This is a genomic window from Sinomonas atrocyanea, from assembly GCF_001577305.1.
Taxonomy (GTDB): domain Bacteria; phylum Actinomycetota; class Actinomycetes; order Actinomycetales; family Micrococcaceae; genus Sinomonas; species Sinomonas atrocyanea.
In genome coordinates this window covers 3041927-3064667 of the sequence record NZ_CP014518.1, presented here as the reverse complement: position 1 = coordinate 3064667, position 22741 = coordinate 3041927, and the positions used below count along the sequence as shown (strand labels likewise).

At 71.5% G+C, this 22741-nt stretch carries 22 protein-coding genes; 11 read left to right on the top strand and 11 right to left on the bottom strand.

The window, feature by feature from the left end:
- Window positions 1-66 precede the first annotated feature (66 nt).
- Together SA2016_RS14095 and SA2016_RS14090 are read right to left on the bottom strand one after the other, a co-directional pair.
- Complete coding sequence (locus tag SA2016_RS14095) at window positions 67-1713, bottom strand: GAF domain-containing sensor histidine kinase (protein WP_066499190.1); 1647 nt, start codon at window positions 1711-1713, stop codon at window positions 67-69.
- Window positions 1714-1878: 165 nt separating this feature from the next.
- A complete protein-coding gene (locus tag SA2016_RS14090; RefSeq protein WP_066502590.1) occupies window positions 1879-2385 on the bottom strand; it encodes a MarR family winged helix-turn-helix transcriptional regulator in 507 nt (168 codons plus the stop codon).
- 148 nt (window positions 2386-2533) lie between these two features.
- Here SA2016_RS14090 and SA2016_RS21805 point away from each other — a divergent pair, with 148 nt between their 5' ends.
- The 7 genes from SA2016_RS21805 to SA2016_RS14055 all read left to right on the top strand — a co-directional run bounded on the left by SA2016_RS21805 (window position 2534) and on the right by SA2016_RS14055 (window position 11714).
- Entirely contained in the window at window positions 2534-2758 is a 225-nt protein-coding gene (locus tag SA2016_RS21805; protein WP_066499188.1) for a hypothetical protein, read from the top strand.
- Complete coding sequence (locus SA2016_RS14080; protein WP_066499187.1) at window positions 2755-3456, top strand: sigma-70 family RNA polymerase sigma factor; 702 nt, start codon at window positions 2755-2757, stop codon at window positions 3454-3456. The genes SA2016_RS21805 and SA2016_RS14080 overlap by 4 nt, the downstream gene beginning before the upstream one ends.
- A gap of 100 nt (window positions 3457-3556) precedes the next feature.
- Window positions 3557-5767: a glycogen debranching protein GlgX gene (gene glgX, locus SA2016_RS14075; RefSeq protein ID WP_066499185.1), complete on the top strand. Its 2211-nt coding sequence runs from the start codon at window positions 3557-3559 to the stop codon at window positions 5765-5767.
- 23 nt (window positions 5768-5790) lie between these two features.
- Window positions 5791-8196, top strand: a complete 2406-nt coding sequence (gene treY / locus SA2016_RS14070; RefSeq protein WP_066499181.1) for a malto-oligosyltrehalose synthase — start codon at window positions 5791-5793, stop codon at window positions 8194-8196.
- Window positions 8189-10018 (top strand): malto-oligosyltrehalose trehalohydrolase, encoded by a 1830-nt coding sequence (gene treZ / locus SA2016_RS14065; RefSeq protein ID WP_066499178.1) that lies wholly within the window; start codon window positions 8189-8191, stop codon window positions 10016-10018. Before treY ends, treZ begins: the two co-directional genes overlap by 8 nt.
- A gap of 71 nt (window positions 10019-10089) precedes the next feature.
- Entirely contained in the window at window positions 10090-10707 is a 618-nt protein-coding gene (locus tag SA2016_RS14060; protein WP_066499176.1) for a PRC-barrel domain-containing protein, read from the top strand.
- Window positions 10708-10829: 122 nt separating this feature from the next.
- Window positions 10830-11714: a DUF2382 domain-containing protein gene (locus SA2016_RS14055; RefSeq protein WP_066499175.1), complete on the top strand. Its 885-nt coding sequence runs from the start codon at window positions 10830-10832 to the stop codon at window positions 11712-11714.
- A gap of 97 nt (window positions 11715-11811) precedes the next feature.
- Here SA2016_RS14055 and SA2016_RS14050 read toward each other — a convergent pair whose 3' ends face one another.
- The 4 genes from SA2016_RS14050 to SA2016_RS14035 form a co-directional block, all read right to left on the bottom strand.
- Window positions 11812-12909: a tartrate dehydrogenase gene (locus SA2016_RS14050; protein ID WP_066499174.1), complete on the bottom strand. Its 1098-nt coding sequence runs from the start codon at window positions 12907-12909 to the stop codon at window positions 11812-11814.
- Window positions 12910-13000: 91 nt separating this feature from the next.
- Window positions 13001-13405 carry a hypothetical protein gene (locus tag SA2016_RS14045; protein WP_066499173.1) on the bottom strand — a complete coding sequence of 135 codons (405 nt, stop codon included), beginning with the start codon at window positions 13403-13405 and terminating at the stop codon, window positions 13001-13003.
- Window positions 13406-13444: 39 nt separating this feature from the next.
- The gene (locus SA2016_RS14040; RefSeq protein ID WP_066499171.1) at window positions 13445-13804 is read right to left on the bottom strand and encodes a J domain-containing protein; all 360 of its coding nucleotides are present in this window, start codon (window positions 13802-13804) and stop codon (window positions 13445-13447) included.
- 68 nt (window positions 13805-13872) lie between these two features.
- On the bottom strand, window positions 13873-14295 hold the full coding sequence (locus SA2016_RS14035) for an Hsp20/alpha crystallin family protein (protein WP_066499169.1): 423 nt from the start codon (window positions 14293-14295) through the stop codon (window positions 13873-13875).
- A gap of 138 nt (window positions 14296-14433) precedes the next feature.
- Here SA2016_RS14035 and SA2016_RS14030 point away from each other — a divergent pair, with 138 nt between their 5' ends.
- Entirely contained in the window at window positions 14434-14745 is a 312-nt protein-coding gene (locus SA2016_RS14030) for a MerR family transcriptional regulator (protein ID WP_066499168.1), read from the top strand.
- A gap of 478 nt (window positions 14746-15223) precedes the next feature.
- Here SA2016_RS14030 and SA2016_RS14025 read toward each other — a convergent pair whose 3' ends face one another.
- Window positions 15224-15487 carry a GlsB/YeaQ/YmgE family stress response membrane protein gene (locus SA2016_RS14025; protein ID WP_066499166.1) on the bottom strand — a complete coding sequence of 88 codons (264 nt, stop codon included), beginning with the start codon at window positions 15485-15487 and terminating at the stop codon, window positions 15224-15226.
- Window positions 15488-15669: 182 nt separating this feature from the next.
- On the opposite strand from SA2016_RS14025, the gene SA2016_RS14020 reads away from it, so the two are divergent.
- On the top strand, window positions 15670-16566 hold the full coding sequence (locus SA2016_RS14020) for a diacylglycerol/lipid kinase family protein (RefSeq protein ID WP_066499165.1): 897 nt from the start codon (window positions 15670-15672) through the stop codon (window positions 16564-16566).
- Between the two features lie 86 nt (window positions 16567-16652).
- On the opposite strand, the gene SA2016_RS14015 is transcribed toward SA2016_RS14020, so the two are convergent.
- On the bottom strand, window positions 16653-16970 hold the full coding sequence (locus SA2016_RS14015) for a PLD nuclease N-terminal domain-containing protein (RefSeq protein WP_084249534.1): 318 nt from the start codon (window positions 16968-16970) through the stop codon (window positions 16653-16655).
- Between the two features lie 110 nt (window positions 16971-17080).
- On the opposite strand from SA2016_RS14015, the gene SA2016_RS14010 reads away from it, so the two are divergent.
- Window positions 17081-18166, top strand: coding sequence for an inositol-3-phosphate synthase (locus SA2016_RS14010; RefSeq protein WP_244932792.1), 1086 nt, complete (start codon window positions 17081-17083; stop codon window positions 18164-18166).
- Window positions 18167-18255: 89 nt separating this feature from the next.
- Here SA2016_RS14010 and SA2016_RS14005 read toward each other — a convergent pair whose 3' ends face one another.
- Entirely contained in the window at window positions 18256-18909 is a 654-nt protein-coding gene (locus SA2016_RS14005; RefSeq protein WP_066499161.1) for a MerR family transcriptional regulator, read from the bottom strand.
- A gap of 231 nt (window positions 18910-19140) precedes the next feature.
- Between SA2016_RS14005 and SA2016_RS14000 the strand changes: the two genes are divergently transcribed.
- Window positions 19141-19434 (top strand): helicase associated domain-containing protein, encoded by a 294-nt coding sequence (locus tag SA2016_RS14000; RefSeq protein ID WP_141305388.1) that lies wholly within the window; start codon window positions 19141-19143, stop codon window positions 19432-19434.
- A 33-nt stretch (window positions 19435-19467) separates the two neighbouring features.
- On the opposite strand, the gene SA2016_RS13995 is transcribed toward SA2016_RS14000, so the two are convergent.
- The gene (locus tag SA2016_RS13995; protein WP_066499156.1) at window positions 19468-21195 is read right to left on the bottom strand and encodes a formate--tetrahydrofolate ligase; all 1728 of its coding nucleotides are present in this window, start codon (window positions 21193-21195) and stop codon (window positions 19468-19470) included.
- Between the two features lie 193 nt (window positions 21196-21388).
- On the bottom strand, window positions 21389-22621 hold the full coding sequence (gene mshA, locus SA2016_RS13990; protein ID WP_066502586.1) for a D-inositol-3-phosphate glycosyltransferase: 1233 nt from the start codon (window positions 22619-22621) through the stop codon (window positions 21389-21391).
- Window positions 22622-22741: the final 120 nt, after the last annotated feature.

Here is a 22741-nt window from a genome sequence, read left to right as displayed (position 1 = left end):
TTCCTGACGCGTACTGCCCTGTTCTTTGCGGGGCCTTTACGGCCGGTGTGAGGGACGGTGGGGGAGCTACTCGGGGATGGTGGACCAGATGACCTTCGTCCCGTGGCCCGGGCTGCTCTCGATGCTGCTGGTCCCGCCCAGGGAAGCTGCCCTGCGCCGGATGTTGGCCAGCCCGCTGGTCCGGTCCGGGCTGGTGAATCCCTGCCCGTCGTCCTCGACGACCACTCTCACCCCGGCCTCGGCCACCGTGATGGCCACGGTCACGTGGTCTGCGCCGGAGTGCTTCGCGGCGTTGCTCACCGCTTCGGTCACCACCGCGAGGATCTGGCGGGCAATGGGGGAGGGGAGGCTGCTCATGCGCCCTTCGACATTGACCGTCGGGGTGATTGAGCTGTCCCGCAGGGGTTCGTGGACGGCCTTGAACAGCGCCTGGCCCAGGTCGTCCCGGCCGCTGTGCTGGGCCTGGAGCGAGTAGATGGTGGAGCGGAGCTCGCGGATGCTGTCGTCGAGCTCCTCGGTCAGCCTGTCGATGCGGGCCTCGGCGGCGGCCCCGGTGGTGAAGTGGCGAAGGCTCTGCACGCTCAGGCCGGCCGCGAAGAGACGCTGGATGACCAGATCGTGCAGGTCCTGTGCGATCCGGTCGCGGTCTACGGAGAGCAGGGCCTCTTCGCGCTGCCGGTGGGCGACGTTGAGCTCGAGGGCCAGCCCCACGTGGGAGCCGAAGGCGGCCCCGTAGTCATGGTCGGCCTGGGAGAAGGCCCTCCCGCCGGCCTGGTGAGCCAGCAGCAGCAGCATGTTGTCCTCGGCGGGGCGGTGGCCCAGCGGGATCGCCAGAACCTGCCCGAGCTTTTCCGCGGCCCCCGGGCCGAAGACCTCCTCGGGGTCGCGCAGCACGGCTGGACGGGACTCCTCGGCCGCGTTACGCAGGGTCTCGGAGAGGCGGAGGCCCTCGCCGGAGGTCAGTGCCACGGCGCCGACGGCGGCCCTGACCCTGAGCGCCCCGTCCTCGGAGTGGGCGATGACGGCGAGGAGGCAGTCGGAGGCCGCCAGGGCGTGCTCGGCGACGAGGGCGAGGTCGTCCGTGGAGGTGGGGGAATTCTCCATGATGAGGGATTCGGAGGTCTCGATGCCGGCCTCGAGCCAGTGCTGGCTCCGGCGGCTCTCCTCGTAGAGGCGGGCGTTCTGGATCGCCACGCCGGCGGCGGCGGCCAGGGTGGAGGCCAGCTCCTCGTCCTCGGCCGTGAAGGCCTCCCCGTCCGCCTTCTCAATGAGGTAGAGGTTCCCGAAGGCAGTGTCCCGGACCCGGATCGGGACGCCGAGGAAGTGCAGTGGCGGCTCGTCCTCGGGCGTGCCGTCGGCGAGCGGGTGCTGCCCCAGGTCCCTGAGCCGGTCGGGCTGGGCGTCCCCCACGGGCTCGTTGAGGGCACCGTGCCCGATCAGGCGGGCGGCGTCCTCGTCCGGGCCCACCGTGATGAAGTCGCTGAGCACGCCCCTGTCGTCGATCACGCCGATGGCCGCCGAGCGTGCTCCCACGATGTCCGCCGCGGACTCCGCCACGCTCTCGAGCACGGACGGCAGGCTGAGGTCCTCGGTCATCGACACGATCGCGCCCATGAGGTTGTTCATATGGCCCTGGACGCGCAGCAGCTCCTGGGCCCGCTCGACGAAGTCACTGAGCAGCTCTTGGGCCTTCCGAGGCCACCGGTGCGGCATGGACGCGTCCTCCTCGACACGGGATACATCGGTCCGGGCACGCTGCTCGACCCCCGCGGCCTGGATCAGTCGAACGCGAGGCCGCTTTCTGATTCTGTTCGAGTCCCTTCGGAGAAGCAATCACTCGTCATAATTATGCGGCCGGCCCGCCCCGCCCGCGCCGCGTCAGGCGTGCTTGGCGGGCTCGATCTGGTCCACCGCCGCGCGGATGCCCTCGAGGAAGCCGATCACCGTCTCCGCCTCGTCCTCGCTGAGGGCGCCGGCGGCGGCGATCATCCGCTCGTGCATGGCCCCGAGGGTCTTGCGGACCTCCTCGTCCGAGCCGGGGGTGGGGCGGAGCACGAGGGCCCGGCGGTCCGTGGGATGGGGCTCGCGGCGGACGTGGCCGCTGCGGACCAGCCGGTCGATGAGGCTCGTCATCGACGCGGAGGTGATGCCCAGGCGCACGGCAAGATCCTTGGGGCTGAGCTGCTGCCCGCGGGAGTCCGCCTCGAGGAGGTAGCGGAGCGCCAGGAGGTCGGTCTCGCCCATGGACATCGAGTCCCGGGTGCGCCGGCGCATCGCCGACTCGGCGGCCTTGTAGTCGCGCAGCGCGTTGAGCACGCGGACCGCGCGCGTCTTCTGCGCGGTGTCCTGCTGGTACCAATAGCCCGCTGCATGGCGCGTCTGCATCTCCACCCTCCCGAGATAGCTAGATCATCTAGCAATCCATCATAGCGTCATTAACTCTTTCCCCCTGCGACTCGACTTCACCCTTCTGCTCATATATAACTAGCTAGGCTAGCTACTAACACGAAGGTCTAGCTTTAAGGAGAGGCGCATGCTGCTCGATCCCCTCGCTCCCGCCGAGCCGGCGGCCACCCCGTCCGGCGCACCCACCCACTGCCAGGAGCCCATGCGGCTCGCCGCGTCCGCCGGCACCTCCGACCCCTCGGGGGAGGGCGCACCGCTGGACTGGCGCTGCCGCTGCGGCTTCCGCCTCGACGCCGGCCTCATTCCGCTGCCGTTCCCCGGATCGCACGACGCCGGGCTGGTGGCCTCGTGAACCCGGCCCACCTCGCGCTCGAGCACCTCGCGGTCGCCGACGCCGTCGCCGCCCGCCACCGCTACCCGGGCCACGACCCCGAGGACCTCCGGCAGGTGGCCCGGATGGGGCTCGTCATGGCTGCCAACCGCTACGAGGAGAGCCACGGCAGCGGGTTCGCCGCCTACGCCGTGCCCACCATCACCGGCGTGATCAAGCACCACATCCGCGACACCTCCTGGGCGGTACGGCCCCCGCGCCAGGTGCAGGAGCTGCGGCTCGAGGTCAACGCCGCCCGCCGCCGGCTCTCCCAGGAGCTCGGCCACGAGCCCACCGACGCCGAACTGGCCCGCGAGACGGGCACCAGCGCCGAGCGGGTCGCCGAGGCCCAGTCCGCCAATGCTGCCCTCTCCGCGGTGCCCATCCAGCCGGTGGACCCGGACGACGGCCAGCCCGCCCACGCCTGGTCAGTGCTCTCCACGGTCGAGGAGGGCTACGAGCAGGTCGAGACGCGCGAGGTGCTCCGGAGCCTGCTCGCGGGCCTCACGGCCCAGGAGCAGCGCCTCCTCGTGCTGCGCTTCGTGGACGAGATGAGCCAGAGCGAGATCGCCACGGTGATCGGGGTCAGCCAGATGCAGGTCTCCCGGCTCCTGCGCCGGGTCCTGGACCGCGTGCGGCGCCGGGCCGCCGAGGAGGCCTTCCGCGAGGCCATCGCCTGAAGATGTGTCACACGCGCCGCCCCCGGATAAAGGTCGCCTAGACTCGCGGGGGATGCCCCCACCCGGCCCCAAGAGGGCCGCACAGCAAGGAGCTTGCACCATGGAGAAGGACATCTGGCCGGGTACGGCCTACCCCCTCGGCGCCACGTTCGACGGCACCGGCACGAACTTCGCGATCTTCAGCGAGGCTGCCGAGAAGGTCGAGCTGTGCCTCTTCGACGAGGAGCGCAACGAGCAGCGCTTCGAGCTGACCGAGGTGGACGGGTTCGTGTGGCACTGCTACCTGCCGCACGTCCAGCCCGGCCAGCTGTACGGCTACCGCGTCCACGGCGGCTACGACCCCGGCACCGGGCAGCGCTGCAACCCCAACAAGCTGCTCCTTGACCCGTACGCCAAGGCCGTCATGGGCCAGCCGGACTGGGCCCAGCCGCTGTTCTCCTACAACTTCGGCGACCCGAACAGCCGCAACGATGAGGACTCCGCGCCGCACATGATGCTCGGCGTGGTCACGAGCCCCTTCTTCGACTGGCAGGGCGACTCCCAGCTGCGCGTGCCGTACCACCGCACCGTGGTCTACGAGGCGCACGTGAAGGGGCTCACCGAGCAGCATCCCGAGGTTCCCGAGGAGCTGCGGGGAACCTACGCCGGCGTGGCCCACCCCGCCGTCGTCAATCACCTCACCAAGCTCGGGGTGACCGCCATCGAGCTCATGCCCGTGCACCAGTTCGTGGACGATTCCACGCTGCAGGACAAGGGCCTGCACAACTACTGGGGCTACAACACCATCGGCTTCTTCGCCCCGCACGCCGGGTACGCCTCGAGCGGGGACACCGGCCAGCAGGTGCAGGAGTTCAAGGCCATGGTGCGCACCCTGCACCGCGCCGGCATCGAGGTGATCCTCGACGTGGTCTACAACCACACCGCCGAGGGCAACCACCTGGGCCCCACCCTGTCCTTCCGCGGCATCGACAACGGCGCGTACTACCGCCTGGTCGAGGACGACCTGCAGTACTACATGGACTACACGGGCACGGGCAACTCCCTCAACGTCCGCCACCCCCACTCGCTGCAGCTCATCATGGACTCGCTGCGGTACTGGGTCACCGAGATGCACGTAGACGGCTTCCGGTTCGACCTCGCCGCGACCCTGGCCCGCGAGTTCTACGACGTGGACAAGCTCTCCACCTTCTTCGAGCTCATTCAGCAGGACCCGGTGGTCTCCCAGGTCAAGCTCATCGCCGAGCCCTGGGATGTGGGCCCCGGCGGCTACCAGGTGGGCAACTTCCCGCCGCAGTGGACGGAGTGGAACGGCAAGTACCGCGACACCGTCCGCGACTTCTGGCGTGGAGAACCCTCCACTCTGGGCGAGTTCGCCTCCCGTCTCACCGGCTCCGCGGACCTGTACGAGAACAGCGGCCGGCGGCCCGTGGCCTCGGTCAACTTCGTCACGGCGCACGATGGCTTCACCCTGCGCGACCTCGTCTCCTACAACGAGAAGCACAACGAGGCCAACGGCGAGGACAACAACGACGGCGAGAGCCACAACCGCTCCTGGAACTGCGGGGCCGAGGGCCCCACGGACGACCCGGCCGTGCTCGAGATGCGTGCCCGCCAGCAGCGCAACTTCATCGCCACGCTCCTGCTCTCCCAAGGCGTGCCCATGATCGCCCACGGCGACGAGCTGGGCCGCACCCAGCAGGGCAACAACAACGTCTACTGCCAGGACAACGAGCTCTCCTGGATCGACTGGGCCAACGCGGACAACCCGCTCGTGGAGTTCACGGCCGCCGTGACCCGGCTGCGCGCCGAGCACCCGACGTTCCGCCGCAGCCGCTTCTTCGACGGCCGGCCGGTGCGCCGCGGCGAGGGGCAGCCGCTGCCGGACATCGAGTGGCTCGGGACCGAGGGCCTGCCCATGGTCCCCGAGGACTGGGACGAGGCCCTGGGCCGCAGTGTGGGCGTGTTCCTCAACGGGCACGGCATCCACGGACAGGACATGTACGGCCAGTCCATCGCGGACGCGCACTTCCTGCTGTACTTCAACGCCGACGACTCCGACGTGGACTTCTGCCTCCCCGGGCAGGAGTACGCGCCCGGGTGGGACGTGATGCTGGACACCTCGGGCCAGTCCGCGGGGGAGCAGGAGATCAAGGCGGAGGAGATCCTCACCGTGCCCGCCAAGAGCCTCGCCGTCCTGCGGGCCCACGAGAACCACGAGGAGGAAGTGGACCACTCCGTGGCGGCGTCCCTGGCCGCCCAGGCCGGCTCCGCCACCACGAACCAGCCGTCCATCAGCACCGCCGGCCAGTAGCCCCGGCCACGCGAAGGAGTCCCGTGAAGATCCCCGCCTCGACCTACCGCCTCCAGATCCGCCCCGAGTTCACGCTGGACGACGCCGCGCGGCTCGTGCCGTACCTGGCCTCCCTCGGCGTGAACTGGCTCTACCTCTCCCCGCTGCTGGAGTCGGTGGGCGCCTCCGAGCACGGCTACGACGTCTCGGACCCCTCCCGGGTGGACCGGGAGCGGGGCGGGCGCGAGGCGCTCGAGCGGGTCGCGGCCGCAGCGCACGGGGCGGGGATGGGGATCCTCGTGGACATCGTGCCGAACCACCTCGGCGTCGAGGTCCCCGAGGAGACCCCCTGGTGGTGGGACCTGCTCCGCGAGGGCCGCGGCTCCCGCTACGCCGAGGCCTTCGATGTGGACTGGGACGCCGGGGACGGGAAGGTGCTCCTGCCCGTCCTCGGCTCGGCCGAGGACCTCGGCCTGCTCAAGGTCGAGGGCGAGCGGCTCTGGTACTACGAGCATTCCTACCCGCTCGCTCCGGGCACCTACGCCGACGGCGATTCGGCGGAGGCCGTGCACGAGCGCCAGCACTACCGGCTCGTCCCGTGGCGCGAGGCGGACGACCGCCTGAACTACCGCCGCTTCTTCGCCGTGAACACCCTCGCCGGCGTGCGCGTCGAGGTGCCGTGGGTGTTCGAGGAGAGCCACGCCGAGGTGCGCCGCTGGCTGGAGGCCGGGCTCGTGGACGGGCTCCGGATCGACCACCCGGACGGGCTCCGCGACCCGGCCGAGTACCTCGAGCGGCTCCGCGAGCTCTCGGGCGGGGCCTACACGCTCGTGGAGAAGATCCTCGAGCCGGGCGAGGCGCTGCCCGCGGACTTCCCGTGCGAGGGCACCACCGGCTACGACGCCCTCGGGCTCGTGGACCGCGTCCTCGTGGACCCGGCGGGGGAGGAGCCGCTCACGGCCCTCGACACCGGCCTGCGGGGGGAGGCCGCGGACTATGCGGAGATGATCCACGGGACCAAGCGCTGGATGGCGGATGGACTCCTGCACGCCGAGATCCTCCGCCTGGCCCGACTCGCGGCCGCGCCGGCGGCCGGAGGCGGCGTCGGGGGGAGCGAAGCCGAGTCGGAGCCCCTCGACGTCCTCGCCGACGCCCTCGCCGAGATCGCCGCGCACTTCCCGGTCTACCGCACCTACTTCAGGGACATGACCGCTCAGGACGGGGACGTGACCCCTCAGCAGGGGGGCGGGGAGCACGACGCCGCCGTCCTCGCCGAGGCGTGCCGCGCCGCCGCCGCGCAGCGCCCCGAACTCGCCGCGACGATCGGGGCCCTCGAGCCCCGGCTCGCGGACCCGTCCGAGGAGCTGTGCCGCCGGTTCCAGCAGACCACCGGCATGATCATGGCCAAGGCCGTCGAGGACACCGCCTTCTACCGCTACAGCCGGCTCGGCACCCTCACCGAGGTCGGCGGGGACCCCACGGCCTTCGCCCTGGCCCCCGCCGCATTCCACGCCGAGCTCGCCGAGCGGGAGCGCCACCTCGGGCACTCCATGACCACGCTCACCACGCACGACACCAAGCGCAGCGAGGACACCCGCGCCCGCATCACCGTGCTCGCCGAGCTCGCCGACGAGTGGGCGCAGGTGCTCCCGCGGCTGCTCAAGGCCGCGCCGCTCGAGGACGGGCCGCTCGCGAACCTGCTGTGGCAGGCCATCCTGGGCGCCTGGCCGGCCGAGGAGGACCGCCTCGTCCAGTACGCCGAGAAGGCCGCCCGCGAGGCCGGGGTGCACACCCTCTGGACCGACCCGGACGAGGCCTTCGAGGACGCCGTCCGCCGCCTCGTGCACGCCGCCGTGGACCCGGCCAGCGGGGCGCACACGGCCATCTCCGCCTACGCCGAGCGCGTCGCCCCGTTCGGGGCCTCCAACGCCCTCTCCGCCAAGCTGATCCAACTCGCCATGCCCGGCGTCCCGGACGTCTACCAGGGCACCGAGTTCTGGGACCGGTCCCTGTGCGACCCGGACAACCGGCGCACCGTGGACTTCGCCGCCCGCGCCGAGGCCCTCGCCGCGCTCGACGCCGGCATGCCCGTGCTCGGCCCGCTCGCCGAGGAGGCCAAGCTCCTCGTCGTCTCGCGCACCCTGCGGCTGCGCCGCGACCGGCCCGAGCTCTTCGCCGGCTACGCCCCGGTCGAGGCGGAGGGCCCCGCCGCGGAGCACCTCGTGGGCTTCCGGCGCGGAGAGCGGGGCGTGACGGCGCTCGCGACCCGTCTCCCGGCCGGCCTCGAGCGCGACGGCGGCTGGGGCACCACCACGGTCCGGCTCGCCCGGGCGGCCCGGGACGCGTTCACCGGCCGGTCCTTCGGACCCGGCGACGTACTGGTGGGCGAGGTGCTCGGCACGCTGCCGGTGGCACTGCTCGTCCCCGAGGAGGAGGACCACCATGCCTGAGCACCGCCGCGACGCAGCAGAGCGGTCGGCCCCCGGCTCGGTCTGGGCGCCCATCCCGTCCCGGGTCGAGCTGGTCCTGGGCGGCGAGCGGCTGCCCCTGGAGGATGCAGGCGGCGGGTGGTGGGCGCCGTCGTCCGCCGAGGCCTCGACGGTGGCCTCCGCGCTCGCCGCGGGGGAGCGCTACGGCTACGTCCTCGACGGCGAGGGGCCCTTCCCGGACCCGCGCTCGCGCCGCCAGCCCGAGGGCGTCCACGAGCTCTCCGCCGGGTTCGACCCGTCCCGGCACGCGTGGGGCGATGACGGCTGGACCGGACGCCAGCTCGCCGGCTCCGTGGTCTACGAGCTGCACCTGGGCACGTTCACCCCGGAGGGGACGCTCGACGCCGCGGCCGCCCGCCTGCCCTACCTGGCCGAGCTGGGCGTCGGGTTCGTGGAGCCCCTGCCGGTCAACGCGTTCAACGGCCCCTACAACTGGGGCTACGACGGCGTGCTCTGGTACGCCGTCCAGGAGCAGTACGGCGGCCCCGAGGCCTACCAGCGCTTCGTCGACGCCGCGCATGCGGCGGGGATCGGCGTGATCCAGGACGTGGTCTACAACCACCTGGGCCCCAGCGGGAACTACCTGCCCAAGTTCGGCCCGTACATGCTCTCCGGCGCCGCCACCGGGTGGGGCGACGCGGTCAACCTCGACGGGCCCGGCTCGGACGAGGTCCGTGCGTTCATCCTCGGCAACGCCCGGATGTGGCTCGAGGACTACCGCGTGGACGGGCTCCGGCTCGACGCCGTGCACGCCTTCCAGGACCACCGCGCGCTGACCCTCCTCGAGGAGCTCGAGGACCTCGCCGAGGCAGTGGGCCGGGAGACCGGGCGCCGCAAGGTCCTCGTGGCCGAGTCGGACCTCAACGACCCGCGCCTGGTCAACCCGCGCCGCGCCGGTGGCTACGGGCTCGGCGGCCAGTGGGACGACGACGTGCACCACGCCCTCCACGTGGCCCTCACCGGCGAGGCGGACGGCTACTACGAGGACTTCGCCGACCCGGACGCCCTCGCCAAGGTCCTCCTCGGCGGCTTCTACCACGACGGCAGCTACTCGAGCTTCCGCGGCCGGCACCACGGCAGGCCGCTCGACCCCGACCTCGTGCATCCCTCCCAGCTCGTGGTCTGCACCCAGAACCACGACCAGGTGGGCAACCGCGCCGTGGGGGACAGGCCCACCGCCGCCCTCGGATGGAACGCGAAGGCGGTCGAGGCCGTGCTCGCACTCACCACCCCGTTCACCCCCATGCTCTTCATGGGCCAGGAGTACGGGGCCACCACCCCGTGGCAGTTCTTCACCTCCCACCCCGAGCCGGAGCTCGCCGAGGCCACCGCGAAGGGCCGGCTCTCCGAGTTCGAGCGGATGGGCTGGGACCCCGCCCAGGTGCCGGACCCGCAGGATCCCGCGACCCGGGAGCGGTCCGTGCTGGACTGGTCCGAGGCGCAGACGCACGACGGCGCCCGCCTCCTTGCGCTCTACCGGCGCCTCATCGAGGTGCGCGCCGAGCTGCCCGGGCTGTGGTCCGGCCGGCTCGACGAGACCGAGGTGCTCGCCGGCGGCGGAGGGGCCCCCGGCGAGGACGGCGGACCGCGCTGGATCTCGTGGCGCCGGCCCGGCGCGATCGTGTGCGTCGGGTTCGGGCCCGGCCCGGTGGACGTGCCGCTGCCGGAGGGCTTCGCCGGCGCCGCGGCCGTGGCCACCGATCCCGGGTGCGCCGTGGTGGGCACCGCCTCCGGCGACGCCGTGCGCCTGCCGGGCCTCGCCGCCGTCGTCCTCTCGGTCTGAAGCCGTTCCCTGGGGAGGTCAGTGGGTAAGTACCCCTGCACACAGTCCACTGACCTTCAGGAGGAACGGCCATGATCACACGCGAAGACCTCGAGGGGCTCAAGCGCGGCAGCGGGGACGTCATCGGGCAGGACGGCGAGAAGATCGGACGGCTCAGCGGGCTCTACGTCGACGACGACACCGAAGACCCCGCGTGGGTCACGGTCAAGACAGGCCTGTTCGGCCTGAAGGAGTCGTTCGTCCCCTTGCGGCAGGCGACCATGCGCGGGAGCGATCTCGTGGTCCGGTGCACCAAGGACCAGGTCAAGGACGCTCCGCGGATCGACCCCGAGGGCCATCTCGACCCCGGCGAGGAGGACCGCCTCTACCGGCACTACGGTGTCCCGGGCTCGCAGGGCCCGGCCGTGGGCTCCCAGGGCCTGAGGGTGATGACCGCGGACGAGAACCTCGACCCGATCAAGGGCGACACCGGCTCGGTCTTCGACGAGGGCGGCTCGGCCTACGGCGCGGGCAGCGGGTCCGCAGGCCTCGCGGGCACTGACGACGAGTCGTCCGAGGGCGCCAGCGAGGTGTCGGAGGGCCGGGCCGCCCCGGGGCGGAGCGGCAGGGCAACGTCGGCCCCAAGGAGACCAGCGACATTCCCGGGGTCCACGACAAGCGCAGGGCCTGACAGCGCTTTTCTCCTGTGATTGTTTGCGCTCGGGCTCCAGCGGCTATCAAGCGCAGTATCGCGGCCGCTGCGGCGGCCCGGGTCCTCAAGAAGCGGGGGCGCTCCAGAATGCACATTCCAATGGCCTGAAGGAGAACCACCATGGTCACACGCGAGAACATCGACACCCTCGGACGCGGCGGCGGAGACGTCATCGGACAGGACGGGGAGAAGATCGGCGGGATCGGCGAGCTCTACGTCGACGACGAGACGAACCAGCCCACGTGGGTCACGGTCAAGACCGGACTCTTCGGCACGAGGGAGTCCTTCGTTCCCCTCGACGGGGCGGACGTGCGGGGCGAGGACCTCGTGGTCCCGTACACGAAGGACCAGGTGAAGGACGCGCCGCACGTCGATCCCGACGGGCATCTCGAGCCCGGCGAGGAGGACCGGCTGTACAAGCACTACGGGCGCTCCAACGGCGCAGCCCAGGGCGTCCGGGACACCGCGGGCACGCAGACCGGCTCGGTCTACGGCGAGGGCGGCGCGGCCTACGGCGGCACCGGCGAATCGGCGGGCCTGGCAGGCACCGACACGGAGCGGACCGAGAACGCCAGCGAGGTCTCCGGCACCGGCACCGTGGGCCGCGACACCTCGGGGCCCGCCACGGACGATGCGATGACCCGCTCCGAGGAGCGGCTCAACGTGGGCACCGAGCGGCAGGAAGTCGGCCGCGCCCGGCTCCGCAAGTACGTCACCACGGAGAACGTCACCAAGACCGTCCCGGTCCAGCGGGAAGAGGTGCGCGTGGAGCGCGAGCCGATCACGGACGAGAACCGGGGCGCCGCCCTGGACGGTCCCGACCTCTCGGAGGAGGAGCACGAGGTGACCCTCCACGAGGAGCGCCCCGTGGTCGACAAGGAGACCGTGCCCGTCGAGCGGGTCCGCCTCGGCACCGAGACCCGCACCGGCGAGGAGACCGTGAACGAGGAGGTCGCCAAGGAGCACATCGAGACCGATGGCTTCGACGAGGGCCGCAGGCCCTGACCTCGGCTGACCTGGAAGGGCGCGGGGAGGACGGACACCGTCCTCCCCGCGCCCTTTCGCTTGTGCCCGGCGGGGGAATTCCCAGGCCGTGGGCCGCTCAGGCCTGCGGGGAGGCTCCGGCGAGGATCCCGTCCGCTACCGCCTTGCCGAGCGACTGGGTGGACCCGTCGCCGCCGAGGTCCGGGGTCAGCACCTCGCGCGGGCTGCCGGCCAGGACCTTCTCGAAGGCGCGCTGGATCCCGGCGGCGGCCTCGCGCTCGCCGAGGTGCTCGAGCATCAGGGCGGCGCTCCAGATCTGGCCGACGGGGTTGGCGATGCCCCTTCCCGCGATGTCCGGGGCGGAGCCGTGCACGGGCTCGAACAGGCTCGGGAAGCGGCGCTCGGGATTGATGTTGGCGCTCGGAGCGATCCCGATGGTTCCGGTGCAGGCCGGGCCGAGGTCGGAGAGGATGTCCCCGAAGAGGTTGCTGCCCACGACTACGTCGAACCAGTCCGGGTGGAGGACGAAGTTGGCGGCCAGGATGTCGATGTGGAACTTGTCCACGTCGACCTCCGGGTACCGGCGGCCCATCTCCTCGACGCGCTCGTCCCAGTAGGGCATGGTGATGGAGATGCCGTTGCTCTTCGTGGCGGAGGTCAGGTGCCTGCGCGGTCGGCGCTGGGCCAGCTCGAACGCGTACGTGAGGACGCGGTCCACCCCGGTGCGCGTCATCACGGTCTCCTGGATGACCGTCTCGCGGTCGGTGCCCTCGAACATCTTCCCGCCGATGCTCGAGTATTCTCCTTCGGTGTTCTCCCGGACCACGTAGAAGTCGACGTCCCCCGGGGAGCGGCCCGCGAGCGGGCTCTTCATTCCTTCGAGCAGCTTGACCGGCCGGAGGTTGACATACTGGTCGAAGTGCCGGCGGAACTGGATGAGGCTGCCCCAGAGCGACACATGGTCCGGCACGACCTCGGGCCAGCCGACGGCTCCGAAGAAGATCGCGTCGTAGGCGCTCAGCTGCTCGAACCAGCCGTCGGGGAGCATCGTGCCGTGCTTGAGGTAGTAGTCCGCACTCGCGTAGTCGAACTCCGTGGTCCTCAGCTCGAAGCCGTAGGCCTCGGCGGCGGCCTCCAGCGCGCGCACGCCCTCGGGCACCACCTCCTGCCCGATGCCGTCACCTGCGATGACCGCGATGCGATGGGTCCTGGTCATAATCGGTCCTTCTCCGCTGTGGATGGCGCTTCAGTCACCGCTAGCGTAGGAGAAGAAGCTCCAGATGACGGCAGAGGCCGGCCGCAGCGCGTCAGGTGCCGAAGATGAAGGCCTCCGCGTGCGCCACCGCCTTGTGGAACGAGTCGTTGCGCAGGGCCACCGCGTCCTTGCTCGCCGCGGTGCCGTTGGCCACGGCCTCGATGTAGCTCGACAGGCCCGGGGGCCGCAGCACCCAGATGCCCCCGGAGGGAGGCAGATAGAACACGGCGAACGAGCGCGCCGTGGGATCGTCCTCCCACACCGGCACGACGGCGACCGCCGCTCCCGTGTCCACATTGATCCACTGGGCGCGCGGCCGTGGCTGGTCGTTCTCGAACACGCTGGGGTCCAGGAACGGGGCCGTCCCCTCGCCCCACTTCTCCTCGAACCTCTCGTGGAACACGGGGAACAGCGTGGTGTCGTAGCGGCGCCAGCCGCTGCTCTGCTCTGGGCTCACGGCCCCTCCTTCACAGGCAATGGATCAACGGGCTCCGGCTCAGCGGAACCAGCGGAAGAGGAACCACAGGAGGTCCTCCTCCCTCAGCGGCTCGTCCATCGGCGTCCTGGGAGCGAGCCACACGGGGCGGCGCGGCGGCGGCTGGGCCCACAGGGCGGTCTCGGCGCGCGCCAGCGCTGCGTCGTAGGCGGCCCGGCGGTCCTCGCGGCCGAGCACTGCGTACGCGTCCATCACCTCCCTGAGCCGTTCGCGGTCACTGTCGGAGCCGGTCCCGCACCCGTCCGGGCCGACGCCGTCGGGATGCAGTTCGCGGACGAGCCGCCGGTACGCCGCGCGGATCTCCTCCCGGCTCGCCGTCCGGTCCACTCCGAGCACCTCGTAGAAGTCCCTCGCGCGCATGGCAGCCTCCGCACGGTGGAGGCCGCGGGCCCCGGCCGGGCTGCCTGCCCGGCCGGGGCGGCGGTCCCTCAGGCCGCGATCTCCCTCTTCGACGACTTCGTGGAGACCGCGATCTTGCGCGGCTTCGCCTCCTCGGCCACGGGGATGCGCAGCGTCAGCACGCCGTCGGCGTAGCTCGCGGTGACCTTCCCGGTGTCCAGGGCGTCGCCGAGGATCAGCTCGCGGCCGAACGTGCCGGACGGGCGCTCCGCCGCGACCACCTCCGCGCCGTCCGGCCGGTGCGACTTCCGCTCTGCGCGGACAGCTAGGACGTTGCGCTCGACGTCGACGTCGATCGTCTCCGGGTCCACGCCCGGCAGGTCGAACTCCACCACGAACTCGCCGTCCTCGCGCCAGGCCTCCATCGGCATGGTCGTGGGCCTGGATGCGGTACCGAAGACCTGCTCCGTCAGGCGGTCGAGCTCACGGAATGGATCGGTTCGCATCAGCATCTCTGCCACCTCCAGATGTTCGATATCGGATTGCCAAAGACTTCCTCTGTAGGGCGATCACCCTTGGATCTGCCTCTACAGACACAGATATAGTATTTCGGAAGGAAGAGATCAAGGGGTTGTCGGAAGGAAAGCGGCATGGCACGCGAGCGGCGCTCCTCGGAGGGCGTGTACGCGATCTCGGTGGCGGCCGAGCTCTCCGGCATGGCCCTCTCGAGCCTGCGCCTGTACGAGCGCAAGGGCCTGCTGACGCCCTCCCGCACCGACGGCGGCACGCGCCGCTACAGCGAGGACGACGTCGAGCGGCTGGGCCGGATCGCCGACCTCGTCGAGGCGGGCCTCACCATCGAGGGCATCCGGCTCGTGCTCGAGCTCGAGGACGAGAACGCGCGGCTGCGGCGGGAGCTGGACAGCCTCCGGTCCGCAGCCCGACGTGGCAGGCCCGACTGAGTGCACACCCCACCAACCATCTGAAAGTCACCTCCTGAAGGTCAAAGTCCTGACAAAGGCTCGCAGGAGGTGCCCTTCAGAAGGTGACCCCCAGGAGGTGACTCCCAGAAGGTGCCCTTCAGAAGGACGCGCAGAAGGTGACTCCCAGATGGGGTGAGCGCGGGCGCACGAGGCGGGCGGCCGGCGTCGTCCCCCCAAAAAATCTGAAAGTCACCTCCTGGAGGTCAAAGTCCTGACAATGACCTACAGGAGGTGACTCCCAGAAGGTGCCCTTCAGAAGGACTCGCAGAAGGTGACTCCCAGATGGGGTGAGCGCGGGCGCACGAGGCGGGCGGCCGGCGTCGTCCCCCCCAGAAACCTGAAAGTCACCTCCTGAAGGTCAAAGTCCTGACAATGACCTACAGGAGGTGACTCCCAGAAGATGCCCTTCAGAAGGTGACTCTCAGGAGGTGACCTTCAGAAGGGGAGGGGCGGGGGGTCAGGCCCGGCGCTTGGCGAGCGCCCCCCAGATGAGCAGGACGATGAGCGATCCGACGATCGCGGTCACCCAGGTCCGGATCTCGAAGAAGCTGCCCAGCGTGTTGCCGCCGAAGATCAGCCCCCCAATCCAGCCCCCGAGGATGGCACCGACGACGCCGAGCAGAAGGGTCACGAGCCAGCCGCCGCCCTGCCTGCCCGGCAGGATGGCCTTGGCGATGGCCCCAGCGATGAGTCCGAGGATGAGGAACCCGAAAAATCCCATGTCAACTCCCTAGATGGTGCGAGCATGATCGGTTTTTCCGCTTGCGGTGGAAGCCAAGCTGCCTCTGTAGTAGCACGCCAGCCGCGCCGGGTCACGGCGCGCGGCACTCCGTTGCCGCATCTTTACCGGGGAACGGTTCGGTAACGTTGGACCCCAGACAACGCAGAGGATGAGGGGGCCCCGTGGAGGCGCTGATCGTGAATCCCGTCAAGCAGGGCGCGGAGGCGGTCGTGGAGTCCTTCCGTGCCCGCTGCGCCGCGCGCGGGGCGGAACCGCTCGTGCTCGAGACCACCGTCGAGGACCCGGGCGCGGGGATGGCCCGGGAGGCCCTCGACAAGGGCGCGGAGCTCGTGGTGGTGGCCGGCGGGGACGGCACCGTGCGCGCCGCCGCAGGGGCGCTCGCCGGCACCGGGACGCCGCTCGGGGTGGTCCCGCTCGGCACTGGGAACCTGCTGGCCCGCAACCTCGGGCTGCCGATCGACGACCCCGAGCGCGCCCTGGACACCGCCATGGGCGGCGCGGAGCGGCGCATCGACGTGGCCTGGGCCAAGATGGACGACGGCGACGAGCTCGCCTTCGTGGTCATGGCCGGCCTCGGCCTCGACGCGACCGTCATGGCCAACACCGACGACGACCTCAAGGCCAAGGCCGGCTGGTTCGCCTACGTGGTCTCGGCCGCCCAGAACATCGTGGGCGAGTCCCACCGCATCCGGGTCGACGTGGACGGCCAGCTCGCGATGGACCGGCGCCAGCGCGGGGTCATGGTCGGCAACTGCGGCCGCATCCAGGGCAACGTCGAGGTCTTCCCCGGGGCCAAGGTGGACGACGGCATCCTCAACGTCCTCGCCGTGGCCCCCAGCGGCTTCCGCGGCTGGTTCCGCGTGGTGGGGGCGCTCCTGAGCAGGTTCCGCCGCCACTCCCCGCCCGACCTCGGGCACTTCGAGGGCAAGCGCGTCCGGCTCGCCAGCGCGCACCCGCACGACATCCAGCTCGACGGCGACCACCTCGGCCAGGGCAGGGTGTTCACCGCGCGCGTCGACCAGGGGGCCCTCACGGTGCGGGCGCCGCAGGGGGCCTAACCGGCCCGGGCGCACCGGCCACGCCGGGCCACGCCGGGAGCGCGCGGTGCGCCCCCGGCGTCGTGCGCCGGTCTACGGAAGGGGGCTCAGCCGAGCTTCTTGCCGATCGAGACCCCCATCGACGTCTTCAGGCCCGAGGAGGCCGCGCTCGTCCCGGAGCCCTTCGCCGCCGGCGCCGGGCTGTGCTTGCGGCCCAGGAGGAAGTACGCGATCGGGCCGATCGTATTGATGAAGCTCGCCGCGGCCCACGCCGCCTTCGGGCCGTTGACCTGGTCCTTCGGCCGCTTCGCGAGGTCCCGCAGCGCCGCGCCCTGGAGCGCGAACTGCACGAGGGCGCCCAGGACGACGCCGAAGCGCTGGCCGCCGCTGAGCTCTGACCACTTCTTGTTCTTCTTGCGTCCCATTCCGCCAGTCTAGGGACCGGGCAGCGGGCGGGGGAGTGCCACGCGGATAGGATGAGCCGAGCAGCGGAGCCCGTGGACCGGCTCCGCCGGTCTACGCGATGAGGAGTACCGTGCCAGAGAAGAAGATCCGAGTAGCCATCGTGGGCGTGGGCAACTGCGCAGCCTCCCTCGTCCAGGGGGTGCACTACTACCGCGACGCCGACCCGGCGGACACCGTCCCCGGCCTCATGCACGTCGAGTTCGGCGACTACCACGTCAGCGACCTCGAGTTCGTCGCGGCGTTCGACGTGGACGGCAAGAAGGTCGGGTTCGACCTCGCCGACGCGATCGGCGCGAGCGAGAACAACACCATCAAGATCGCCGACATCCCCCCGACCGGCGTGACGGTCCAGCGCGGCCACACGCTCGACGGCCTCGGCAAGTACTACCTCGAAACGATCGAGGAGTCCCACGAGGAGCCGGTCGACGTGGTCGCCGCCCTGCGCGAGGCGCAGGTCGACGTCATGGTCTGCTACCTCCCCGTGGGCTCGGAGAAGGCCGCGAAGTTCTACGCCCAGTGCGCCATCGACGCGGGCGTGGCCTTCGTCAACGCCCTGCCCGTCTTCATCGCCGGCACCCCCGAGTGGGCCGAGAAGTTCCGCGCGGCGGGCGTGCCGATCGTGGGCGACGACATCAAGAGCCAGATCGGCGCCACCATCACCCACCGCGTCCTCGCCAAGCTGTTCGAGGACCGCGGCGTCACCGTGGACCGCACCTACCAGCTCAACGTGGGCGGCAACATGGACTTCAAGAACATGCTCGAGCGCGAGCGGCTCCAGTCCAAGAAGATCTCCAAGACCCAGGCCGTGACCTCCAACGTCGAGGCCGAGCTCGCCGAGCGCGACGTCCACATCGGCCCGTCCGACTACGTCCAGTGGCTCGACGACCGCAAGTGGGCGTTCGTCCGCCTCGAGGGCCGCAACTTCGGCGACGCGCCCGTCTCGCTCGAGTACAAGCTCGAAGTGTGGGACTCGCCCAACTCCGCCGGCGTGATCATCGACGCCGTCCGCGCGGCGAAGATCGCCCTCGACCGGGGCATCGGCGGCCCGCTCACCTCCCCGAGCGCCTACTTCATGAAGTCCCCGCCGGTGCAGAAGGCCGACGACGTGGCCCGCGCCGACGTCGAGGCGTTCATCCGCGGCGAGCTCGAGCGCTAGGCGGCGCGCCCGGGGCGGATGCCTCGGGCGAGTGGCACCCGAGGCGGGCGGACGACGCCGGGCAGGCACCCGGCGTCGTCCGCCCGCCTCTAGTCGTGGTCGGGTGCGGGCGGCGCGAGGCGGCTCGGCCCGGACATGGTCGGCCCGTAGTGCAGGATCGAGCGGCTCGTCTGCGCGAGAGCCACGAGGCGCAGCACGAGCTGGCGGTTCATGTGCATCCCGACGGCCGCGCGGGAGACGAGATCCTCGAGGTCCCCGGCGCCGTCCACATCCGCAACGTCCGCGGCGGCGATGAGGTCCGCGGCCTCCGCGTAGGCGCTGAGCACGCGCTCCGACACCGGCGCGCCCAGACGCTCCATGGCCTCGAGATGGTCGTCCAGCGCCGCCCGCGCCGCCGTCGGGACGTCCGGCCAGCCGCGCTCGCGGACCACCCTGCTGGCTGCTTCGGTGCGTCCCGGTTGCGGCGTGCCCAGCCCCAGGACCACGGACCGGAGGGCCTTCATCACCTCGATGCGGTCCTCGCCGCCCTCGATGAGGTCCACGATGGCCCGCACCGTCGCCACGCTGAGCCCGAGGCCCTTGCGGAGCACCCGGATCGTGCCGAGCCGGCGCACGTGCGGGTCGCCGTAGTCGGCCAGCGTGGCGTTGACGGCCCTCCCGGCGGGCAGGAGGCCCTCGCGGAGGTAGAACTTGATGGTCGCGGCCGGGGTCCCGGTCCGCGCGGCAAGCTCACCCAGCTTCATGGGGCCTCCTTCCTCCAGGGCGGGAACATTGGATAGCGGGGTGCCTTCACACTCTCTTGGTGGCGCGAATAGACATATCCCCACTATTTTTAGAAATTGAGCCCGCGGGGCCGAGGGAGCGTTGTATGGACTTCGTGGGGGGCGCTCCCTCGGACCCGGGGGCTCGTGCTCATTGGCAGCATTTTTCGGATTTTACATGTAAAATTGGTCCCGCATGGGAATCACAGCGTCATGGGGGGCGAAGTGGACAACGCGATGTGGCGGATCCTGTCGAGGCAGATCGCAGGAATCGAGGAGCCGAGGCAGCTGGACGACAACGAGTTCGCGGCCCTGCTCGGCCGGCTCGAGGCGTTCGTGGAGGAGTGCGGCCGGGTGCCCGAGCGCACCGCGAAGGAGCCCGACGAGGCGCGCCTCGGCCTGTGGATCGAGGCCCAGCGGCGGGCGGACCACGGCGGCGTGCTGTGCCCCGAGCGCCGCGTCCGGCTCGAGGGCCTCCTCGGCCCGCGATGGTTCTCGCGGAGCTGACCGCGCTTTCGGGCGGGCCCCGCTCGGGGCCCTTCAGAAGAGGCCGGTGACCTGGCCCTCGTCGTCGAGGTCCATGCGCAGCGCGGCCGGCTGCTTCGGCAGACCCGGCATGGTCATGAGCGAGCCCGTCACGGCGACGATGAACCCGGCGCCCGTGCGCGGCCACAGCTCGCGCACGTGCACCGTGAAGCCCTCCGGCGCGCCGAGCAGCGACGGGTCGTCGGAGAACGAGTACTGCGTCTTGGCCATGCACACCGGCAGGCCGTCCCAGCCGTTCTCGTGGATCTGCTGCAGCGTCCGCCGCGCCTGGTCGGAGAACTCGACGCCGGCGCCGCGGTAGACCTCGCGCACCACCGTGCCGATCTTCTCCTCGACGCCCATCTCGAGCGGATAGAGGTGCCTGAGCGTCCCCGGCGCCTCGAGCACGGCGAGCACCTCCCGCGCGAGGTCGTCGCCGCCGTCGCCCCCGCCGCCGCGGCCCCACACGTCCGCCACCGCGACACGGACGCCGGCCCCGCGGCACAGGCGCACGACGGCGTCGAGCTCCTCGGGCGCGTCCGTCCCGAACCGATTGACCGCCACCACGGGCTCGAGGCCGAACTTCCGCACGTTCTCCACATGCCGGGCGAGGTTCACGAAGCCGCGCTCGAGCGCCTCCACGTTGGGTTCGGTGAGCGCGTCCTTGGGCACGCCGCCGTGCATCTTGAGCGCCCGCACGGTCGCGACCACCACGACCGCGGAGGGCGCCACGTCCGCGTAGCGGGCCTTGATGTCCATGAACTTCTCGGCCCCGAGGTCCGCCCCGAACCCGGCCTCGGTGACCACCACGTCGGCGAGGCGGCGCGCCGTCGTGGTCGCGAGGGCCGAGTTGCAGCCGTGGGCGATGTTCGCGAACGGGCCGCCGTGGACCAGCGCCGGGGTGCCGGCGATGGTCTGGACGAGGTTGGGCTTGATCGCATCCTTGAGGAGCATGGCCATCACCCCGGCGGCGCCGAGGTCCGCGACCGTGAGGGGCCTGCGGCCGTAGGTGTAGCCGAACGTGATGCGGCCCAGGCGCTCCTTGAGGTCCGCCGCCGAGGAGGCGAGGCAGAACACTGCCATGACCTCGGAGGCCACGGTGATGTCGAACCCGGCCTCGCGCGGCACGCCTTGGGCCGGGCCGCCGAGGCCGATCACGATGCTGCGCAGGGCACGGTCGTTCATGTCCATGACGCGCTTGAACGTGACGCGGCGCGGGTCGATGTCCAGGGCGTTGCCCTGGAAGATGTGGTTGTCGATCAGGGCGCACAGGGCGTTGTTCGCGGCCGTGATGGCGTGGAAGTCGCCGGTGAAGTGGAGGTTGATGTCCTCCATGGGCAGCACCTGGGACAGGCCGCCGCCCGTCGCGCCGCCCTTCATGCCGAGGATGGGGCCGAGGCTCGGCTCGCGGATGGCGATCATGGTCCGCTTCCCCGCGCGGGCGAGGGCGTCCGCGAGGCCGACCGTGAGGGTCGACTTGCCCTCGCCGGCCGGGGTGGGGGAGATCGCCGTGACGAGCACGACCTGTCCGTGGCGGTCCTCGGCGCCCAGCCGGGAGAGGTCGATCTTGGCCTTGTACCGCCCGTAGAGCTCGAGCGCGTCCTCCGGGATCCCCGCCGCTGCGGCGATCTCGACGATGGGCCTGAGCGTCGCGGCCCGGGCGATCTCGAGGTCCGAGCGGACGAGGGCGCCCGTGGCGCTCGAGTCCGGGCTGGCGCTGGGCGACGGTGCCGTGGCGGTCATGGCGCCACCCTACCCGCGAACCGCCGAGGTGGGGCGGCGGGCGCGCGAGGTCACCCCGCGGTGCGTGAGGTCGCCCCTCGGGTGCCGTAGCCGGGTGGGAGGCACGACGGCGGGTGGAGCCTCCGGTGCCGGATGTCGCGAAGGCGGCCACGCGCCGTCGTCCGCGTGCCCGCTCCTCCGGGCGACGCCGCGGTCAGGGGAGGCGGAGGCCCGCCAGTTCGTGGAGCGCCGCGCGGTAGGCGGCGCGGGTGCCCTCGGCGGTCTGCTCCCAGCCGAAGCGCTCGGCGTAGATCGAGGCCGCGCGGCCGAGGTCGCCGCGGGTCTCCGGGTCGTCGTGCAGCTGCTCGAGGACCGCCGCCCACGCCGACGGCTCATGGCCGTCCACGAGGAAGCCCGTCCGGCCGTCGCACACGGCCTGGGTCAGCCCGCCCACCCGTGCCGCGACCACTGGCGTCCCGCAGGCCTGCGCCTCCAGCGCCACGAGCCCGAACGACTCTGAGAAGCTCGGCATCGCCACCGCGTCCGCTGACCGGAACCACTCGGCCAGTTCCTCCGCGGGCACGGGCGGGAGGCGGTGGACCACGCCGCGCAGGCCCTCGCTCTGCGCGAGCAGGTCGAGATCGAGCCCCGCCGAGCCGCTCGGGGCACCGATGATGGAGACGCGCAAGGGGATGTCCGGACGGCGGCGCCGGAGCTCCGCCGCCGCCGCGACGAGGACCTGCGGGCCCTTGAGCCGCTGGATCCTGCCGGCGAAGAGCACATGGAACTCCTCGGCGCCGACCCCGCGGGCGCTGCGGGACCGGCCCCGGAACGCCGGGCGGAACACGCCCAGGTCCACCCCGGGGGAGACCACGTCGATGCGGTCGTCGTCCACGTCGTAGTGGCGGACCAGCTCGTCCCGCTCGGCCGAGGTGTTGGCCGTGAAGCGGGCCGCCTCGTCCGCCAGCCGCTGCTCGCCGCGCTCGCGGTTGCTCGGCTCGGGCACGTCGCCGGCGGCTAGGTGCTGGTTCTTGACCCGGGCCATCGTGTGCATCGTGTGCACGAGCGGAACGCCCAGGGCGCCCGCCACCTCGAGGCCCGCGAGGCCCGAGACCCAGTAGTGGCTGTGCACGATCCGCGGACGCGGCTGCCCGGCGGCCGCCGCGTCCATGATCCTCGCGAGCATCGCCGCGGCGAACTCCTCCACGAGCGGGGGCATCTGCTCCTTGGCCAGGCGGCGTTGCGGCCCCGCGGCCAGATGGTGCACACGCGCGCCCGGAGCGAGGTCCACCGTGGCCGGCTGGCCCGGGGCAGTGGCCCGGGTGTAGATGTCCACCCCCACGCCGCCGGCGGCCAGGGAGCGCGCGAGCTGGGCGACATAGACGTTCATCCCGCCCGCGTCCCCAGCGCCCGGCTGCTCCAGGGGGGACGTGTGGAGGGAGATCATCGCCACGCGGTCACGGTGCTGCACGTCCCCTAGGCTACGTGGCCCCGGACGGGACGCCCGAGCCGGCCGGGCGGCGTCGTGCGCCCCGAGTAGACTCGGGTGGTGACCTCCGAGCCGACC

Coding starts and splice junctions, on each gene's coding strand:
- SA2016_RS21805 (WP_066499188.1), top strand. CDS start 2,534: ATGCTGCTCGATCCCCTCGCTCCCGCCGAGCCGGCGGCCACCCCGTCC.
- SA2016_RS14055 (WP_066499175.1), top strand. CDS start 10,830: ATGGTCACACGCGAGAACATCGACACCCTCGGACGCGGCGGCGGAGAC.
- SA2016_RS14050 (WP_066499174.1), bottom strand. CDS start 12,909: ATGACCAGGACCCATCGCATCGCGGTCATCGCAGGTGACGGCATCGGG.
- SA2016_RS14030 (WP_066499168.1), top strand. CDS start 14,434: ATGGCACGCGAGCGGCGCTCCTCGGAGGGCGTGTACGCGATCTCGGTG.
- treZ (WP_066499178.1), top strand. CDS start 8,189: ATGCCTGAGCACCGCCGCGACGCAGCAGAGCGGTCGGCCCCCGGCTCG.
- SA2016_RS14040 (WP_066499171.1), bottom strand. CDS start 13,804: ATGCGCGCGAGGGACTTCTACGAGGTGCTCGGAGTGGACCGGACGGCG.
- SA2016_RS14005 (WP_066499161.1), bottom strand. CDS start 18,909: ATGAAGCTGGGTGAGCTTGCCGCGCGGACCGGGACCCCGGCCGCGACC.
- SA2016_RS14095 (WP_066499190.1), bottom strand. CDS start 1,713: ATGCCGCACCGGTGGCCTCGGAAGGCCCAAGAGCTGCTCAGTGACTTC.
- SA2016_RS14000 (WP_141305388.1), top strand. CDS start 19,141: ATGGGGGGCGAAGTGGACAACGCGATGTGGCGGATCCTGTCGAGGCAG.
- SA2016_RS14090 (WP_066502590.1), bottom strand. CDS start 2,385: ATGCAGACGCGCCATGCAGCGGGCTATTGGTACCAGCAGGACACCGCG.
- SA2016_RS14015 (WP_084249534.1), bottom strand. CDS start 16,970: ATGGGACGCAAGAAGAACAAGAAGTGGTCAGAGCTCAGCGGCGGCCAG.
- mshA (WP_066502586.1), bottom strand. CDS start 22,621: ATGATCTCCCTCCACACGTCCCCCCTGGAGCAGCCGGGCGCTGGGGAC.
- SA2016_RS14025 (WP_066499166.1), bottom strand. CDS start 15,487: ATGGGATTTTTCGGGTTCCTCATCCTCGGACTCATCGCTGGGGCCATC.
- SA2016_RS14035 (WP_066499169.1), bottom strand. CDS start 14,295: ATGCTGATGCGAACCGATCCATTCCGTGAGCTCGACCGCCTGACGGAG.
- SA2016_RS13995 (WP_066499156.1), bottom strand. CDS start 21,195: ATGACCGCCACGGCACCGTCGCCCAGCGCCAGCCCGGACTCGAGCGCC.
- SA2016_RS14060 (WP_066499176.1), top strand. CDS start 10,090: ATGATCACACGCGAAGACCTCGAGGGGCTCAAGCGCGGCAGCGGGGAC.
- glgX (WP_066499185.1), top strand. CDS start 3,557: ATGGAGAAGGACATCTGGCCGGGTACGGCCTACCCCCTCGGCGCCACG.